General features: G+C 29.8%; 14 protein-coding genes and 1 CRISPR repeat array. All 14 genes read right to left on the reverse strand.

Annotation, left to right across the window (positions count from 1 at the left end; all coding sequences use genetic code 11):
* Window positions 1–10: 10 nt before the first annotated feature.
* The 14 genes from IX290_RS04540 to IX290_RS04605 all read right to left on the reverse strand — a co-directional run bounded on the left by IX290_RS04540 (window position 11) and on the right by IX290_RS04605 (window position 19,671).
* Window positions 11–1,807, reverse strand: coding sequence for a VirD4-like conjugal transfer protein, CD1115 family (locus tag IX290_RS04540; protein WP_249168855.1), 1,797 nt, complete (start codon window positions 1,805–1,807; stop codon window positions 11–13).
* Window positions 1,800–2,534 carry a phage antirepressor KilAC domain-containing protein gene (locus IX290_RS04545; protein ID WP_211492031.1) on the reverse strand — a complete coding sequence of 245 codons (735 nt, stop codon included), beginning with the start codon at window positions 2,532–2,534 and terminating at the stop codon, window positions 1,800–1,802. Before IX290_RS04545 ends, IX290_RS04540 begins: the two co-directional genes overlap by 8 nt.
* Window positions 2,531–3,016, reverse strand: coding sequence for a PcfB family protein (locus IX290_RS04550; protein ID WP_000606600.1), 486 nt, complete (start codon window positions 3,014–3,016; stop codon window positions 2,531–2,533). Before IX290_RS04550 ends, IX290_RS04545 begins: the two co-directional genes overlap by 4 nt.
* Entirely contained in the window at window positions 3,009–3,836 is an 828-nt protein-coding gene (locus IX290_RS04555) for an ATP-binding protein (protein ID WP_062810405.1), read from the reverse strand. The genes IX290_RS04550 and IX290_RS04555 overlap by 8 nt, the downstream gene beginning before the upstream one ends.
* Window positions 3,833–4,606: a replication initiator protein A gene (locus tag IX290_RS04560; protein ID WP_062810404.1), complete on the reverse strand. Its 774-nt coding sequence runs from the start codon at window positions 4,604–4,606 to the stop codon at window positions 3,833–3,835. Before IX290_RS04560 ends, IX290_RS04555 begins: the two co-directional genes overlap by 4 nt.
* Before the next feature lie 155 nt (window positions 4,607–4,761).
* Complete coding sequence (locus IX290_RS04565) at window positions 4,762–5,985, reverse strand: IS110 family transposase (RefSeq protein ID WP_211492032.1); 1,224 nt, start codon at window positions 5,983–5,985, stop codon at window positions 4,762–4,764.
* A gap of 294 nt (window positions 5,986–6,279) precedes the next feature.
* Complete coding sequence (locus IX290_RS04570; RefSeq protein WP_062810403.1) at window positions 6,280–6,525, reverse strand: hypothetical protein; 246 nt, start codon at window positions 6,523–6,525, stop codon at window positions 6,280–6,282.
* 77 nt (window positions 6,526–6,602) lie between these two features.
* On the reverse strand, window positions 6,603–7,316 hold the full coding sequence (locus IX290_RS04575; protein WP_211492033.1) for a class I SAM-dependent DNA methyltransferase: 714 nt from the start codon (window positions 7,314–7,316) through the stop codon (window positions 6,603–6,605).
* Between the two features lie 116 nt (window positions 7,317–7,432).
* On the reverse strand, window positions 7,433–9,844 hold the full coding sequence (locus IX290_RS04580; protein ID WP_211492034.1) for a UvrD-helicase domain-containing protein: 2,412 nt from the start codon (window positions 9,842–9,844) through the stop codon (window positions 7,433–7,435).
* Window positions 9,845–10,014: 170 nt separating this feature from the next.
* Window positions 10,015–10,308: direct repeats of the CRISPR family, unit length 29 nt; unit sequence TCTTAAAACATCCAATGTTACTATTCAAT.
* 234 nt (window positions 10,309–10,542) lie between these two features.
* Window positions 10,543–12,933, reverse strand: coding sequence for a UvrD-helicase domain-containing protein (locus IX290_RS04585; protein WP_211492035.1), 2,391 nt, complete (start codon window positions 12,931–12,933; stop codon window positions 10,543–10,545).
* Window positions 12,934–13,074: 141 nt separating this feature from the next.
* Window positions 13,075–14,244, reverse strand: a complete 1,170-nt coding sequence (locus IX290_RS04590; protein ID WP_211492036.1) for a Wadjet anti-phage system protein JetD domain-containing protein — start codon at window positions 14,242–14,244, stop codon at window positions 13,075–13,077.
* Window positions 14,237–17,596: an SbcC/MukB-like Walker B domain-containing protein gene (locus tag IX290_RS04595; protein ID WP_211492037.1), complete on the reverse strand. Its 3,360-nt coding sequence runs from the start codon at window positions 17,594–17,596 to the stop codon at window positions 14,237–14,239. Before IX290_RS04595 ends, IX290_RS04590 begins: the two co-directional genes overlap by 8 nt.
* Before the next feature lie 3 nt (window positions 17,597–17,599).
* Complete coding sequence (locus IX290_RS04600; RefSeq protein WP_211492038.1) at window positions 17,600–18,184, reverse strand: DUF4194 domain-containing protein; 585 nt, start codon at window positions 18,182–18,184, stop codon at window positions 17,600–17,602.
* An 8-nt stretch (window positions 18,185–18,192) separates the two neighbouring features.
* On the reverse strand, window positions 18,193–19,671 hold the full coding sequence (locus IX290_RS04605; RefSeq protein WP_211492039.1) for a DUF3375 domain-containing protein: 1,479 nt from the start codon (window positions 19,669–19,671) through the stop codon (window positions 18,193–18,195).
* Window positions 19,672–19,731 lie beyond the last annotated feature (60 nt).

The following is a 19,731-nucleotide window of genomic DNA, read 5'->3' on the forward strand; positions in this document are numbered from 1 at the left end:
CTCCATAAACTCAAATATTTAACCTATTTATTTTATAACTTGATTTTAACTTTACCTTATCTCTATTTGTTAAATACTCTTCCACATCAAATAAATTCTTCTTATCATAATCTTCCAATAACTTGTAATTCTTATGCTTTGTAATATCGAATTTATCTGACAAGAAAGGTCTTACTCCTCTTAGTTGGTATATACACTTACCGCCATCCATTACAGTTATTTCATCTTGGCTCATAAGTTCCTTGCCAGTCTTTTGATAATTTAGTCCAAAAGATTTTTGGTTGGATCTTGTTTCTGATGTGTTATATAAGTCTATTGTTTCTTTTCCTAAGGTTTCTGATAATTCTTTTACTGTTGTTTTTTCTTTTCCTCCTAGAAATAGTGTTGAGTCACAGTTGCCTACTATTGTATCTGCATGGTCTTTGTAAATTGCTTTTAATTGAGATTGTGCTTGCAGTATTATACTTGCTGATATTTCTCTTGAACGAATTGTTGCTATTAGTTTTTCAAATTTAGGAATCAAACCGATATTTGCAAACTCATCAAGTAGACATCTTACATGAACAGGAAGTCTTCCACCATACACATCATCTGCCTTATCACATAGTAGATTAAATAATTGGGAATACATTATTGATACTACAAAGTTAAAGGTATCATCAGTATCTGATATTATTACGAATAAAGCAGTTTTCCTATCCCCAATTTTATCAAGTTCTAGTTCATCTTCGCTCATTAGTTCTCTAAGCTCTCTTATATCAAAAGGTGCAAGTCTTGCTCCACAAGATATTAGAATTGACTTAGCTGTTTTTCCTGCTGCCAGCTTATATTTCTTATATTGCTTAACTGCAAAATGACTTGGATCTTTCTTTTCAAGAGCCTCAAAGAGCCTATCAATTGGATTCATATAGGTTTCGTCATCTTCTCTGACCTCACTTGCGTCAATCATATCCAAAAGTGTCTTAAAGTCCTTTTCTTCTTCAGGTGCTTCATAATAAATATAACCGATAAGGGCAGTGTAATATAACTTTTCAGCCTTTACCCAGAAATCTTCTCCTGCCTTTTCTCCATCTCCCTTAGTATTTGCAATTATAGTTTGGACAAGCTTTAAAATATCTTTTTCACTTCTCAAATATGCAAAGGGATTGTATTTCATAGATTTTTTGAAGTTTATTGTATTTAAAATCTTTATGTCATATCCATTTTCATAAAGCATTTTTCCACACTCTAACACAAGTGTCCCCTTAGGGTCTGTTACTACATAGGAAGAATGCATTTGCATTAGATTTGGCTTTACATAAAATCTCGTTTTACCTGATCCAGAACCACCTATTACTAATACATTTTTATTTCTAGCATATTTAGGATTTTTAGGTCTTGAATTCATTGTAAGTCTTTCGGTATTAGTTATGAGAACATTGTTTTCAAACTTTGGGTCAATATATGGAGCAATATCCTTGCTTTCTCCCCATCTTGCAGATCCATACTCTTTGCCTTGCCTATATTTCTTTTTATTTTTTCCTTTGCTATAAACAATTAGCTTAACAAGACCAGCAACTGAAATACCTACTAACAAGTCCCTTGGATTAAGGCTTGGTATATAAGATAAAGTTCCTATGTCAGAAATTCCCACCATTATTCTATCAATAATATCTCCTCCTACATAAGAATTGATGTGCTTAGAAAAGATATTTCCAATGTAGCAAAATGATAAATAGGGAATGTTTGATAGTATAAATTTCTTTGGGTTGTCTATTTTAATTAAGTTTTTAATATCAGAAAGAATGGCTTCTAATATCCTATTCATCGTAGAAACCTTCACTATCTAATAAAATTAGTAGGTAGTGTCTTCCTTTTGGCGTTATAAATGTTTGTATGCCTACAAGTGTACCTAGTGGATCAACCCATTCTTTTACTTCAAAATATCCCTTGTTCTTATCTGCATAAGGTAAGAGTTTCTTTTTCTTATCTCTATAAATTAATCCCTTATCCATTAAAAAGCTTATAAATTGATTTTGTGGTATTCCTAACTCTTTGGCAGTATTTCTAAAGTTTGTAAGTAGGTTATAATCTACTAATTTGTCATAATAGTCTGCCTTTGGTCTTAATTCTTCAATTTCTTCTTCTCTTTCGGAAATAATTCTATTGGCTACAAGAATTGCATCTGCAAGTAACTCTTCATTAGTTTTCTTTTCTTGCCCTACTATATATCCTCCATTTTTTCTAATGCTCGGTAAGACTTCTCTAGTTACCCAAGCTTTAAATATTTTTGCTTGTGGTAGTTTTGATGAAAGGATAAGTGAATATAGTCCTGACTCATTAATAATTGAAATATTCTGTATTCCTCCAGGGGTGTTCCATTTCGTTACACCCTTATCTTCTTCATCTACATGGTCATAAACAGCTTTTCTTGGATTGACATATCCTAACATAGTTGCTACTTCATTTGCTATAAAGAAAAACTCACCGTCTTTTTCTATAACAGTGAGTTTCCCAAAATTCTTATTTTCAAATGTTTTTAAATTACTTATCATAAGCTTTGCTCCTTATGTTTATTTTTAACTTTATCTTTACTAATGGTATCCTTAGCCATATCTTTAAACTTATTTATAGTCTTCGTTATTGAATCTTTCCTATCGGCCTTTCTTTCAGAAGCCTTAACTGCTTTTTTAAAGGCATGTTCCATTACCTTTATATCCTTAGATTGAAAAAACACAGAGTGGTTACCAGTTTCCTTATCTTTCATAACAGAAAACTTCACTCCGTGTTTATTTAAAATTTTCTTTAATTCTTTTAACTCAGGATCCTTTAGATTAATTTCTTCTAACTGTCCCTTTTTAACCATATCCTTTAGCTTTACTTCTTCTCCGTTATTTTTTATTACATTTTTCAAGCCTCCTTGTTCTTCTATTTGCTTGTGTACTTTCTTTAAGGCATCAAGAATTGCTTTACTTGTTGCTTTTGCAAGCCTTACTTCAAGATTAAGACTTGACCTTGATACTTCTTCATTAATCATCTATTCCACCTCCATATAAAAGTAACTCTTTGTATTTTCTTAACTTCTCTTGATGGATTTTTCTTCTAAAATCTTCTCCCGTAACTTTAACTGGTATTGTCATTTCAAGTATTCTTGAATATATTCTCTGATACTCAAGGTCAATGTTTGGATTTTGAATAATTTCCAATGATAAGTTTGTAGTAAAAATTGTCGGCCTACCCTTTAAGTATCTTGAGTTTATAATGTTATATACCTGTTCTCTTGCGTAAGATGTGTCCCTTTCAATTCCAAGGTCATCTAAGATTAATAAAGGAATATTAGATAGGTTATTTATAATTTCGTTTGAATCTACCTTAAATGCGGATTTTTGTATTTGATTTATAACCTGAGATAAATTCATAATCTTAACTTTAACTTGTTCTCTTTCAATTAATTCATTTGCAATAGAACATGCAAGATAAGTCTTTCCACTGCCAACATCTCCATAAAATAAAAGTCCAACATTGTCTTCCTTCATTTGTTCAAAGCTCTTAGCATAATTGTAAGCAACCTTGTAAGCTTGACCTTTTTCATTTAAGAATCTCTCAAAAGTATATTGGTGTTGGTTTTGCGATGAAAAACATTCTCTTTTTAGCGATGATATTCTCGTTAATATTTCTCTTTCTGCATTTTCCTTATCTCTTTTTATTTCACATTCACATTTAATTCTTGGAATAAACTTTGTAAATCCAAGGTCAACTAATTCTCCATCGACTCTTTTACCACATGATTTACAATAGATATGTCCATTTCTTTCAACATCATTTTCTCTTAATACAAAATCTTTTAAGTTCTTCATAAACTCTCTCCTATATCGTAATTCATTTTTCTTGTTGTATTATCATTAATGTTTTTTGCCTGATCATTAAGATACCAATTGATTATCGTTGCCTTGTGATCTTGATAAACTCTGTTGTTTGCTTTCATATATGACGACAATCTATCAATGTATTCATTAATTCTACTTCCTAACTCATTTGTTAAGTCCTTGTATTCTTCATCAGTCAAAAATATATTTTTATATATTCCATAAGGCTTTTGCCCTTTACTAAAATCATTCTTTCTTAACTCATTATTACTAATATTGTTATAGTTACCTTCCGATTTTCGGAAATCTTGAAGTCTGTTATTCGGAGTTCTTGAATTCCGATTATCGGAAGTCTGGACTTCTGCTTTTCGGAAATCTGCATTTCTGTTGTTTGGACTGTAAAAAACACTCATAAAATCTTTAACATAAATCCTATTTGGTTTTCCAAGTCCTTGTCTTTTCTTTTCTATTAATCCAATTCCTGATTTTGTATCAAGTTCATTCATAATTTTTAAGGCTTTATCATTTGCACAGTTGAATTGTTCTTTAATAGAATCCATTGTGTAATAAATAAAAACTTTTCCATCTTCATCTATCCAGCCATTTTTATATGAAAGACCCATTCGATTAAGCATATATGAATACAAAACTTTTGCTTCAATAGAAATGCTTTCAAAAATTTCATCTTCCATTAATACCATAGGTAACCTAATGAAGTTATACATCTCAGATTGCCTATTATAAAAATAATCAAAATTCATTCCTACCTCCCTTCTTTGAAATAAAAACCTGCTAACAAAAGTCAAGCCTACTCCGAAATTAATTTCAGAGTAGGCTTGTAATATTTAGTATTGAATTTAAGCATAGCAAATAAGCCGGTTGATATCGGCTTGTTTTAACTATTCTATTCCTAACTCTAAGCTACTTTTAACGCCTCCTTTTCTTGTTTTGATGCCATAACTTTTGCATAGTAGATTCTTAAGAACTTATTTAAGCCTGCAAATTTACATACTTTTTTTGCTTTTCCATCTTTTTCTTTTTTTAGCATATATAGATATATTTCATTTTCTGGATTTTTAACACTCATCATACATTTCATAGATTGGTATCCTATTTTTCTAAGTATTGCATTACCTCTTTTGGTTATTTTTCTCTGATCTGCTTTGAAATTCCCCGATTCATATGGTGGTGAGTCTATTCCTACAAAGGATATTAGGCATTTTTTATTTTTAAATTTTGATAAGTCTCCAAATTCTGCTGTTATTTGTACTGCTAATTTGTCTGATATTCCTGAGAATTTTTTGGCTTCTTGATATTCTTCTAGAGGCTCGGCAATTTCTATCATTTGTGATAAAATATTATATAGAATTTGATTTATATGTTTGATCAATTCTATCCCTTCTTGTAGGTTCATCTTTATGTATGAGCTATTGGAAGGTTGAGTTGAGATACTTTCCTCTGCAAGCTTGTAAATGGATTTAGCTTTATCAGCATTAGGATGGTATCTCTTTTCTTTTGCCCAGTTCTTAAAGTCTTCTATGAATTTTTCTTCTGTTTTTTCTAAAACTAGGTCTTTGTGCCACCATGTTTCTAAGAAATCTAATAGTTTGTCTTTTGAGAAGTCTTTAGATCCATGAGATATTAATTTTTTTATTCCCGGAAATGTTTGACTGATTGTTTGGTCTATGAAGTTCATTTGATTGATTCTTAGGTCCATGTAATGCTGATAAGATCTGTTTAATTCTTTTAGAGTTCTAAAATTTTCTGTATCTACTTTGTGTTCTTGTAATTCTTTCCAATACATCAACCCATATTCTGCTATTTGTGTGGCATCTATATTATCATTTTTTGCTTTTCTGAAGTTTAACACTCGGCAGAACTGTTTCATTTTTAATGGATTAATTACTGCTACAAAGTATCCTTGTTTTTTTAATTCATAAAGAATTGGCAAATGATATTTTCCTGTTGCTTCCATGACTATTTTGATTTCTTGATTTAAATCTTTTAGTTTATTTAAGAATCCTTCTACTTCTGGTTTGTTAAGATTTACATCAAAGGGCTTCCAAATAATTTTGCTACCTTTTTCTAAGGCACAGGCTGTAAATTTTTCTTTTGCTATATCTATTCCTATAGATATCATTTTCTTACCTTCTTTCTTTTAAATTTGTAGTTCCTACCTGCACCATTACACTCATTTTAGCTCGTGACACGGACGTTTTGCCCAACCTGCTTAACCGAATATGAATAATGAAGAGGTAGATGACAGTTTTTATTGCGGATGTTTTAACCCTAAAAGACGATCGTCATACTACTTCTTCATTATACAAAAATAGTGCAAGATAGAAATCACTTTCTTTCTTACACTATTTATGGTACTAAAAAGACGACAGAATTATTACTTTCTATCGTCTAAGATTTACATATTAAATATTTACTAAAACCATTCTTTGTGCATTTTTTCTAACGACTCTTTTGTAAGTGGATATCCAATAGATTCTCCTATCACTGAGTCAATCCCACAATATGGACAAATTGCTGTCCAATCTGGTTCATCTTCACACCAATCATCTATTTCATTTGGAGAAAAGATTCTACAACAATAAAAACAACCACACTTCTTTTCATTTTCAAGCATAGTTTTATTTGCAAAAGAATACTTATGAGCTTCTATACAATCCATACTACCTCCTTATAAAATTTATAATCTTTATTTATATTGGTATGCTATTTACAATATCCATTATTAAAATGGATACTCTAAGCAGCACACCAACTATTTATTTTTTGAGTTTTAAACTTTGGTAGAAGTCTTGAACTCCTTATATTTACATAACTATTTGCCTCTATCACTATTATGACACGAAACCCACATGCTGGGTCAAACACTCTACCTTTTGTAGGTTCCAAGCATGCTACTATAGTTTTAACTATTGAATCAGGTGTATAGAATTGTCCACCATTTTTCCCCTCTGAATTAGCAAATTTTGCTAAGAAAAACTCATATACTTGTCCAAGAACATCTTGCCCTTTTCCATCTTTTGTCTGTAAATTTATATTTCCAATTATATCTATTAATTCTCCTAGTTTTCCTTTATCAAGCATTTGGTTAGAATATACTTTATAAAGCACATCTTTTAATGATTCATTTGCTTTTTCTATCTCATCCATAGCCTCATCTATAATCAACCCAATTTCTGGAGTTTTAGCTTTTTTTACAATTTCACTCCATCTTGCTTTTTTAGGTACCCAGAATATATTTTCAGCTGTATATTCATCTATTTCTTCTTCAAATCCTGCCCCTTCTTCGACTAGTTCTTTATATTTTTTCTCAAAACTATCACTTATATATTTTAAGAAAACAAGCCCTAATACTACATATTTATACTCTGCAGGATCCATATTATTTCTAAGTTTATCACAAGCTTTCCAAAGAGTTTCTTTGAAATTTTCTTTTTCTTCTATTTTCGCCATTTCCCTCACCTTTTTATATGATTTCTTTATAACATTATAGCATATAAATACTACTTTTTGCCTTAAATAGACTTCTATTTTGAAAAACAAAAAAGACCCTCGAAAGGGTCTTAATATTACTGAATAGTTATTTCAGGTTCTTTGCAACATTTATAACTGTCTATAATGAAGATATCTTTACCATTGGACTGCTGATATTTTCCATTCATCTCATATACTCCGTCCTTTACAAGTCTTGAGCATGCTCCAAACTCCTCATTATCAATCAAATACAGGTAAAGTTCCTTACCATGTATCTTAGATTTACATCCTTTGGTTATAAGGCTACCAATTTTACTTATAGGATTCTTATTATCATCTCTTTCTTTAACTGCTAAAATCTTATCATATAGTTTCACCAGCTTTTTATCTTTAAAAATATAGTCCTGTATTACCATCAAATCTTTCTTATTATTTATATCCAAAGTGCTATGAATAGCCAAATTTCTTATTTTAATGAACCCAAGTTTTATAATCTCTTTGGCAAACTGCTTATAGTCCTTATTGTCCTCAAGATTATGTACCATCTCTCCAAGAGTCATTACAGTATCTTTATATATCTCTTTTAACACCAGCTCCAAGGCCTTGGCATACTTACCATAGGCAGTTTCTATATCCATAATCTGTTCGGAATAGTAAAGTCCAAGAGCAATATTTTTCAAAACTTCATCTGGAAGTTCACCCATCTCTTCACAAACCTTTTTATCATAATCTTCAATTGTAAGTTTGACATTTATATTGCTATTTTGTAGGTCCTTTTCCTTCTGTTCCAATTTTTCCTGATACTCTTTTTCAAGTTCAGTTTTCTTCTCAAGATTTTCCCCTACTCCAGTATATCTTGGAAGTTTGTTACTTTCAATTATAGCCTTTTGTATTTTTATATTACTGTCAATTATCTCTTCTATATTCAGATTATCTCCATATTCAAGTTTTGATAGATAATTTTCATCTATACTTTGAATGAACTTATTTGCCTCTCCAACAGATAGTATAAACAGCAGTTCCATTGCTCTTGTCATTTGTACATAGTAGTATTTCGCAATCTCTTCGTCAGGTTTGTTCTCATTATAGCTGTTGTTTCCCACCATAAATATAATTTTAGATTCCAAACCTTTTACATTATATGGATTATAGATTCTTATTTTTCCTTTATTTGCATCTCTAGCAGAAACTCCATCTTTATTATATGAATATGAGTCTTTTGAAGAGATATATACTGAGTCTATCCCATTATTACACATTTCAGTTTTATAACTTTTCTCCTCTTCAACATTCTGAGATATAATAATTATATCGTCCATAGTATAGTTGTATTTTTTCAATAAAACTTTTACTATTTTTATTATAAATTTACTCTCTGCTTCTATAGTAGGAGATTCTAATAACATAGGTTTAATTCCCTCATCACTCTGTCCAAAGATAGGATTTACCACTAATTCATTGGCGTCATCTTTATCAGAGTAATTAGATAAAAGACTATAGGCACACTGATGAATCTGTCTTGTACTTCTATAGCTAAATCCCAAAGTCTTAACACTTTTTCTTGCATTAATCCCAATTGATTTAAATGAAGTTATACTATTGAAATAGGAACTTTTATAAATAGATTGAGATATATCATATAGAAAAGTCAGATAATGTATATCATCAAATATCTCCATAATTTTCTGTAAAGTTCTGATTTTTAGACGACACAAATCTTGACTTTCATCTACTATTATAGCTTCTATATTGGAAAAAATCTGAAAAAGATTAACTCGCTTTTTATTTTGTAAATCGCTATCATCAGTTACTGTTTCACTTGACACTTGGTCCATTTCTATATCTTTAGCATAATCTTTATCTTTATAATCTTTAAGATATACAGTTAAAAACCAGTTGTATGCATCATATATATCAATTTTATTATTATTCTTTAGCATATGCCTATATTTTATGAGGACATCATATATGTTCTTCCTTACATCCTTATTTAATCTTCCTTTTCTATGGTTTCTTACTACATCCACATATTCCTCTTTACTAAAACCATTGTACATAATATAGCGAATCTCATCTATAAAAAAATCCTCGTCCTGATTTAATTCAACTGCCATATTTTTCATAAAGGATTTATAAGGTTCTTCTTTAGAAAAATATTCTTTGTTAAAAGTGCTTATTTTATATTCAGAATGCTCTTGTAGAAATATACCTTTAACTAAACTATAAAACAATTTATCATATGTTTTAAACTCTATACTTTCTGAGAATTTTTTATCACAGTACTCTCTATTTTTATCTTTTAGTTCATTTATAATGGAGTTATTATAGCTTAAAAAAAGCACCTTCTTATGTTTATTAAAAAGAGAGCCTGCTTGATCCTCTAAAATCATTTCAGCTCTGGCAAGTCCAACTAGTGTTTTCCCACTTCCTGCTGTCCCTTTTACTATTAAAATCCTTTCACTAGAGCCCACTATTGCAGCCTGTTCTTTTGATAGCTGTATCTTCATTTGACACCTCTTTATAAATGTGACCTGTTTTTCAATTTTATTATCCTCTATCAAGACCATATAATCAATACTTTTTTACTAAAAATTAAGTATTTAATTTTTAATTTCTCATTTTTAGCCATCTAGATATTTAAAATTTTTTCAAAAAATAAAAAAGACCCCTGAAAAGGTCTTAAAACATCCAATGTTACTATTCAATTTACTGAAGAAGTTACTGAAGAGACAGAAGCTCAGGCATCTTAAAACATCCCATGTTACTATTCAATTCTTGTTAACAAGTAAAGATTACAAGTTGCCATATTATCTTAAAATATCCAATGTTACTATTCAATCTACAAAATGGTACTGATAGAGCTTTTGGATGCGTTGTCTTAAAACATCCAATGTTACTATTCAATGAAAATGACATTCAAGAAAAAAGTGTTCATGAAAGCGTCTTAAAACATCCCATGTTACTATCAATGGTCAAATAACGACTTGTTATTATTTTATTTTACGTAACTCCCTTTACATCTAAAGTATAACATATTTTTTCCAAGCAATAACAGATTTTGCCTTTATTTCCATAAGTATCAATTTTAGATTAATTCACAAATTATCTATCAGTTCACTTGGAAAATTTACTAATTAAATGTACTACACCCTCCATCTTACTTATCCAAGACTTTAGGTGCAGTACACAAAATTATTTTAATTTACTATTCTTCTACTGGCTCTTTACACTCCTTAAATTTATCTATCACAAAGATATCCATACCATTAGAAACCTGATACTTTCCTTCCAGTTCATATCTTCCACTCTTAATAAGTCTTTTGCAGGCTCCAAAATCTTCATTATCAAGAAGATAAAGATATAAATCTTTTCCACGTACCTTTGCCTGGCAGCCTTTAGTGACAACATAAGCCACTCTGGTAATAACTCCATTATTCTCTTCTCTCTCTTTAACTTTTAGCATCTTATCAAAAAGTTTTACCAGCTTGTTATCTTTAAAAATATAGTCATATATTTTCTCTATCTCTTTTTTATTCTCTGGACTCAAGTTTTCATGTACAGCTGCATTTCTTATTCTTACAAATCCATATTCTATTATCTCTTTAGCAAAATCTCTATAATCTTTATTAAGCTCAAGGAAATTTACCATCTGTCCCAAAGTGAGCTCTCTATCTTTATAGATTCTTTTTAAAATAAGCTCCAGCCCTTTGGCAAACTTTCCATAGGCAGTCTCTATATCATTTACACCTTCATAATAATAAAGACCCAATCCAAGGTTTTTTATCACATCATCTGGCAGAATAGACATATCTGTCTGAACCTTATTAACATATTTTTCAGCTTCTGCATTACCAGTAAAGAGATCCTTATTAATAGTCTGCTCCCTCAATTCCATTTTTTCCTGGTAAGCTTTATCTGCAGCTGAATTCTTCTCAATATTCTCTGCCACTCCAGCATATCTTGATATCTTATTGCTTTCAATCATCTCTTTTTGCATCTCAATATCTCTATCTATTATCTCATCTATATCAAGATTAGGATTGTAATCAACCTTTGTAATATATTTTTCATCTATACTCTGAATATATTTGTCAGGCTCTCCCTCTGTCATAATAAATAACAGTTCCATAGCTCTTGTCATCTGTACATAGTAAAATTTTGCATTCTCCTCATCTGTACGTCTATGGCTGTGCTTATTAGTTCCCACTATAAATATTACTTTTGACTCAAGACCTTTTACATTATACGGATTGTATATTCTTATTTTACCCTTATTCTCTTCCCTTGCAGATTTCCTGTTTTCATTATACTCTCTTGATATTTCTGAAGAGATATATGCAGTTTGCAGTCCACTTCCTTCCAGTATCTTTTCAAAACGCTCTTCCTCTTCTGTATTTTGGCAGATTATAATTATATCATCTGGAGTATATCTATATTTTTCCATCAGAGTATTTATCATTCTTGCAAGAAGTCTTCCCTCATTTTTTACAGTTGGACATTCTACCAAAACAGGTTTTACCCCTTCATCACTCTGTCCAAATATCGGGTTGACAACCAATTCATTTTCATCATTTTCTTCTGAGTACTTTGATAAAAGGCTGTATGCACATTGATGTATCTGTCTTGTGCTTCTATAACTATAGCTTAAAGTTTTTACACTCTTTATTGCACTTATTCCCATAGATTTAAAAGAGGTTATGCTACTAAAATATGAGCTTCCATAGATTGACTGTGAAATATCATAAAGAAATGTTATATAGTTGATATCCTCAAATATTTCCATTATCTTAAGGAGAGTCTTTATCTTTATTCTACAAAGATCCTGACTTTCATCTACAATTATTGCCTTAACATCTGAAAATATTTCATAGATATTAGGTATTTCATCTATAGTCTCTTTTCCCTCTTTTTTCAGATAAGCATTTTCAATATCAGTCTCATATCTTTTTATTCTATACTCCTTTAAATATACATCTAAAAACCAGATATATGCATCATATATATCAATTTTTTTATTCTCTCTTACAATATCTCTATACTTTTCAAGAACAGAATAAATCTTTTCCCTAATCTCTTTTGTAATTTCCTTTTCCTTATTTTTTCTAACTGCTGTAGCATACTCATCTTTACTAAAGCCATTATACATAATATAGCGTAACTCATCTAATAAAAGCTTCTGTTCAAGACCTAAATCTTTAGCACTTTTCTCCAAATAATCTGCATATTCTCCATCAGGAGCAAAGTATTCCCTGTTAAAAGTACTTATTGTAAAATCAGGATGATATCCTTTAAAAATATCACAAATCAAATCATAAAAAAATCTGTCATAAGTTTCAAAAGCAACCTTATTTACAAATCTATCTTTACAATATTCTCTATTTTTATCTCTAATCTCATTAATAACAGAGTTGTTATAGCTAAAAAACAATACTCTTTTATCCTCATTAAAAAGAGAACGTTCCTGATCTTCCAAAATTCTTTCTGCTCTGGCCAGTCCAACTAAAGTCTTTCCACTTCCAGCAGTTCCTTTTACTATTAAGGTTCTCTTTCCCCACCTTGCTATTGTATCCTGTTCCTTTGTTAATTCTATCTTCATCTAACACCTCTTAGACATGTGACATATTCTCCCATTATGATTATCCTATATTAATACTAGATAATCAATACTTTTAATTCATTAATCATTCTGAATCAATATGTTATGCCACATTTTCTATGTATTTTAATTTTCTAAATCTTATATTATCTCTTTTAAATACTCTTTTAAAAAACTATACCTTATTCTTTCCTGTTCCAATCTTACATTTTTTCCATAAACATTTTTTTTAAGTTTATACAACACACTAGCTTCTTCTGGAGTCAAATATACTCCATCATTTTTAGATTGTTCTTTCTCTATAACCCACATATCTTTATGCTTTAATAGTATTTCCTCTGTCATAAGGAAAGATTTAACATTCTTAATATCCTTTCTCACATTTGAAAGAATACTGAACCCATGAGTATCTATATCTCCCCAATAATATACATCTCTCTCATTGAGCCAGGAAGCTTTTTGTAATAACCCTGCTTTATATCCTGAACCAAATAATATCACTGCATTTTCAACTTTAGGAAAACAGAGAAAATTTATCTCATTTTCAACTATAAATATTTTAGAAAAAGAATTTTTCCATCGTGAAAATTCTTCAATAGGAACACTTATATCTGAAAAGTTTAAAATATATTTTTCTGGATCCAATATTCTAAATCTTACAAGGTTCGGCTTACGTTTGAACCCAAACATTTGAGAAAAGTCCTCACTGTATTCTATCCTTTCATCAATTAAAATAACAGGCAAAAGCTCTTTTAATAATGGAAAATTATTCTCTATAAATTTAGTATCTACACCCTCAATATCTAACTCTCTTATATAAAAATTTCTATTTTTATTATTTTTAAACCACAAAAGTACAGCTATTATATTATCTATATTTTCTATATTCAATATTTTAAAAGGCTTATCATATATATAATCTGAAAGTTCAGGAAAATTTGCTATCAACTTCTTACTGTTCAGTTTAAATTTTTCAACATCTTTTTTCTTCTTTAATAACAAAATAGCATCTTTATTAGATATTATAGATATATAATGGGGAAATTTATATACTTTTTTACCTATATCATGTAATTCTCTATATTTTATTTCATATCCATATCCTAAATTCATTTTACTATTGTTTTCAATTTCCTCTACCCACAAGCTTATTTCTTTTAAATCTTTATATATATCATTTTTAGTTAAATTAGAAACCCGCATTTCCAAATTAAAATTTTCATCCCTAAATATTTTTCTTAAAATCTCCTTATTTCTCCATTTTATACTTAACTTATGGATAATATCCTTGTAATACTTCAATTTATTCATTTATATCCTCTCTTCTCAAAGTGATTTTATCTAAGAACTTTCCTATTTTTATATTCTGTACCCTAGATTCTCTGCTCATCTCATCCTGCTCAACATTACATACACTTTTAACATATTTTCCTATAACCTCTAGGTTATTCCCTGGAGTTGCAAGTATAAATTGAAACTTCAGATTTTTGAAAAGTTCTAGTCCAAATCTTGCTGCATCATTGGAACTTTTTAAAAAGGCCTCATCTATAATGACCACTCTAAATCCTATCTCCTGACTATTATCCATGAAATAGTTATAAGAAAGACCTGCCCCTAAAATAGTGTAAGCAAGTTTTTCCTTTTGACCTCCAGATTTACCTGATGAATCATCATAATGTTCACGTTGTTTGCCTGTTTCCTGATCTTTCTCTGTTGCAGAAAAAGCAAACCAGTTTCTTACATCAGTAACTCTGCCAACCCAACGCCCTTCAGGCGTATTTGTACCCTGCTGTTTAAATTTTTCTATTAAAGCTCTTGCAGCCTTAAAACGTGTCTCAAGTACTGTCTCATCGTCAGTTTGACCACCAATGCAAGAATTTATCTCTGCTCTAAATTCATTTATTTCACTGTTATTGGTATGATTGACATTAATTGTAATATATGTCCCTACATTAAACTCTATTGTCGATAGTATTCTATTTATTTTTTCTATTTTAGTACAAATCTTTTTCTCACTCTCTGAGAAAGTACTATTCATAAATCCAAAACGTAGTCCAACTTTATCATGTAGCCCATCTTTAAATTCTTTTTCTAATTTGTATAATTTGTCTTTTTCCAATTCTTCTAGCATTACGTTACATTCTTCTAAAGAATTGACATTTGCATCAAAACTTATAATTTCAAATTTATTTACAAATTTTCCAATGGAAGTAATTAATTTATCTCTTAAATTTATTTCATTTTCATTTTTTTTATCTAATTGCGCTTCTAAAAATCTTCTAATATTGTCACTTATCTCATCTACATTAGCTAAAGATAATTGGGTGTTTATCTTCTCCTTATATATTTTTAATACCAAAGCTAACCCAGTCTCATAACATTCAATAATTTCTTTTATCTTAATCTTTTCTTTATTTTTTCTTAATTGACTATCAAAATTCTCTCTTTTAGTAGTAGTTTCTCTTATATCTGCAACTAAATTATTAATTTCCGTCTCAGTTAATGCCAACTCATCTCTTTTTTGGGCTACAACATTTTTTAGATACCTTAATTTATCATTTTTCTCTAATTCTGCTATTCTGCCCACTAATTCTGCTATTCTTTCCTCTACATTTTTTAAGTTTAACTCCTCAAAGTCTTTATACTGAAGTAAAATAGAAGTAGCTAACTGCTGGATCTCTAAAGCTTTTTTGTTCTTTTCAATCTCTACATATTTATCCTGTATTAGACTTATGACATTTCTAATATCATCTAAATTCTGTGTTAGCATATTTATCTTTTTTTCATTGGTAAAACCTAAACAGTAATAGCTTCTATCATCAATTTTTCTGCTATCATCTTTTTCATGCTTAGTATTAGACCTTATTTGACCTTCAATAGTCAATCCTCTTGAACATTTATTAAGTATTTCTATTGTTGCACAACACTGATAGTTATATCTTCTAGTCAAAAAATTCTCTAACCACTTTTTAAAATTTATGTCATCTTTTAACGTTATTTTTTTTAACACTGAGTTATCATCTACATATCGCATTTCTTTTAAATTTGTAATATTGTTATCCACGAAATGATAGACTAATCTATTTTTCAAATGATGATCATTTATATATTTAGATATTTCATTATACAGATGCTTAGGAATGAGCAACGATTTTGCAAATCCACGGAGCAGTCTTTCAATAGCTCCTTCCCACTGCAAATCCGTTACCTCTATTAACTCTCCTGCAAATGGAATTTCTTTACTCTGCAGCTTAAATTCGTCACATAATTTTTGTTGAATATTTACTAAATATTTAGGAATATTGCTAGTTCTTGATTTTAATGATTCCAGTTCCTCACTAATCAACTGTGATTTACGCTGTTCATCATTCTTTTCTATTGTTATTTCATCCAATTTTTGCTGATAATTACCTATTTCCACTGGCAGAGTTTCATAAAGTTTTCTCAGTTCATTTTGATTTTTATCAAACTCTTCTTTTGTATATGGAACCTTTAGCTTTAACAACTGGCTTTGTTTTGTATAATCTGCTATCTTTCTTTTTACAGTTTCTTTTTTTTCATTTTCTCTTTTTAACTCTTTTTGGCAATTTGCAATGGCATTTCCACCCTGTTCTCCAATATTTATAAGCAGTTCATCTATTTCTTTTCCAAATTTCTTCTTAAGCTCTACTTTAACAGATTTTTTTTCTTCCAATTCACTCTGTTTAGCATTTAAATTTGCTATCTCAGTTTCTAATAATTCTACTTTGTGCTCACAAGTCCATGGAAGTAAAACTTCCTGTGCTATTTTTATAGCATTTATTTCATCAAGAAGATCATTTCTTTTCTTTCCAATCGTTCTTATCGGTCTTAACAATTCCACCTGTTTTTTCGCTTCCAATGCTTTTTCATATGAAACATTCAAGTCTTCAAAATTATCTATAAGTTTGTTTATTTCATCATCAATAGTTCTGTTGCGTTCTAAAATATACTCACGGACAAACTGTGTAAGAGAATCTACTTTTTTCATATGTATGGCCTGTTGAAAAATATTTAAGGCCTGTTCATCCAATCCACCTAAAAGCTTTGAAAATTTTGAATAATATCCTGCATATGTATCCATCATCTTTATACTATTATCTTTAAAATATTTTCGTAATGCAGATATCCCACCTTTAAATTCTTCAAAATCCTTTTTAATGCTGAGCTCTTTTTCCGCTATTATATATTTTTTCTCCAATCCATTACTCTCATCACCTTTATAATAAAGTAGCATTGCTAAAGTAACTGTTTTATTCTGCTTTTCATCCTTAAAAACAGCCAAAATAACAGAATAATCTTGAAAATCTCTTAATTTCTCAGGAATAGTTCTTCCTTCTTTAGTTACAGTACGTCCATATGTTCCTAATACATAGGTATGAATTGTCCTTTCTCTAGGCCCTGACCCAGCAGCCTGATTATAATTAAATTTTCTTCCATCTACTAGTAAAGTTTGAATTGCATCTATAACAGAAGATTTACCTAACCCAGACGCACCATATATCAAAGTATTGTCACCATTGAATTCAAAAGGCCAGATAAATTTGTTAAATGTTCCCCAATTTAAAAGCTCTACTTTATATAATCTTATACCTGCTTTTATATCTGAAGGTGGTAAATTAAATAAACTATGCTGCGTCCCCATTATTTATTCCTCCTCTTTTTCATCCTCATTAAAAAACTCTCTATAAGAGTCTAATTTTGTATCTATCCCCTCAAGACAGTGTGCATCAACAAATCTTTCTACAATTCTCAATATTTCATATTGATCCTGATAACCCTTTATTTGCCTTATAAATCCCATGTCCGCTATTTTTTTTATTGCACTATTTACACGCTTTATTTCTCTTATCTCATCTGTTTTTTTCCCTAAAAATAAAGCAATATATTCATATATCTTATCTTTGGATATAACTTCCCGCCCTTTTATAGAAATTGTATTTGGTAAATTTTTTTTTAATAATACAAGTATTAAGCTTGAATATCTATCCAACTGATTCCTTCTAACTAGCCTTGGCACTCTTGACTCCTTGCTATCATCTAAAATTGTTACATAACAATAGCCATTTTCACTGTCCAGTACAAACTTTAAGTTTAAATACTTTACATATTCCTCAATTCTAGGTTTATGCCTTATAATGTAATCCCATACTTCTAAATCATCACTTCTATTGATAATTCCTTTTAATAAGTTTGTTACACTTTTTGAAAATAATATCTCCTGTTCTTCCATTTTCCCTCCTAATCTTTCCAACTATAATATGTCTTTTTAAGCTGTGCACATTCACCATTTTCTTTCAAATCTATAATATCTATCTCTTCATAATTTATTTCTTTCTTAAAATACTTTCCCAAGTTTAAATATTTCAAAAATTCGATTTTTCCATATTTTAATGGATATCTCTCAATAACATCTGCTAAACTCACTTTGCCAATTTTGCTTTCTTCTAAACATTTTTTTACTTTCTCCACCAATTCATGTTCGTCAATAAGAACCTGCTTTGATAGACTTGAGTAATCTATCTCATTGTCAGCTACTTCTAAATCATAAATTTTTTGCTCCATTATATCTGGAATAGTAAATAAGCTCCTTGCCATAGGAATATCAATGTCAAGATAAAAACTATCTAACTCTATTGTAAAATTCTTGAGCTCTTTTACCCCTTTTAATTTAGAAAATTTATATTCTATACTATTAATGAGCTGATTAATCCTACGATAATCATTTTCACTGTCTCCATTCTCAACACATTTTCTCAAATCCTTATCACATCTAGCCATTACTCCTAATATACTTTTTGCAGCTTCTTTTAAATCTGACTCTATTGTATATAATCTTTGAGATTCAGGCACAGCTCTTACAACTTCATTTTCCATAACTTTTTTTACCAAACTGGCAAATCTATTTTGGGATTCACGAGACATTAAGTGGTCACAAAAGGCTTTCATACTTTTTCCCTGATTACTGTCCTTTATACTGTGCTCTCCATTGAAGTAATTGCTCAATAATTCTCCTCTGCCTTTTTTCCATTCTATTGCATCCTCTTTAAATTCCAAGTTTAAATCTACAAAATTTTTTTCAACACTCCTTAAATCACCCAAGATGTCATTAGCTGAATCTAAAATCTGATACACATATTCAATAATCTGATGAGGTTGAAGGTTTAAAATTTTTCCTACTTCAAGGTCAGATATCTCTTTATTGATTTTGTCACGTTCCTCTTTTAAATAGGAAATTCTTGTTTCAATATTCTCTCCACTACCAACTGCAATTTGGTATAACAACATAATAATTGTCTTGAAACGTGATTCTGCACCAATAAACTCTCTTTCTTCCAGATTCATTATTGCTTTGATAGCCTTTTGAGCTCCTGGTGTTAAATCATAATATATATCATTATCCAGGATATATCTTCTCAGATAACCTTTATCTTCATCACACCACCTCAAAAGATATTCTTTTGCAGTTGTTTTAATTTTTTTATTCTCTTCCCCATCTTCACTAAAAAAATTTATTTCCTCTTTATTAACCATCCCATATTCCAGTTCTTCTATAAAACTCTCCAAGTCAGATTCTATTTCTTCTTCTATTATTCCTCTGTTATTATTTGCAACAAATTCACTATACAGGAACGATACTATAAACGGAGCATTTTTTTGAGCCAGTAATTTCCAGGTTGTATTAGTATCCCGTAATTTTTTGAGATTATGAAAATTCATAAATATATTCGATTGCAACTATTTCACCTCTTTTTTATGAAAAAATTTACAAAAAAAAGA

This window comes from Fusobacterium sp. DD2 (genome assembly GCF_018205345.1).
Lineage (GTDB): Bacteria > Fusobacteriota > Fusobacteriia > Fusobacteriales > Fusobacteriaceae > Fusobacterium_A.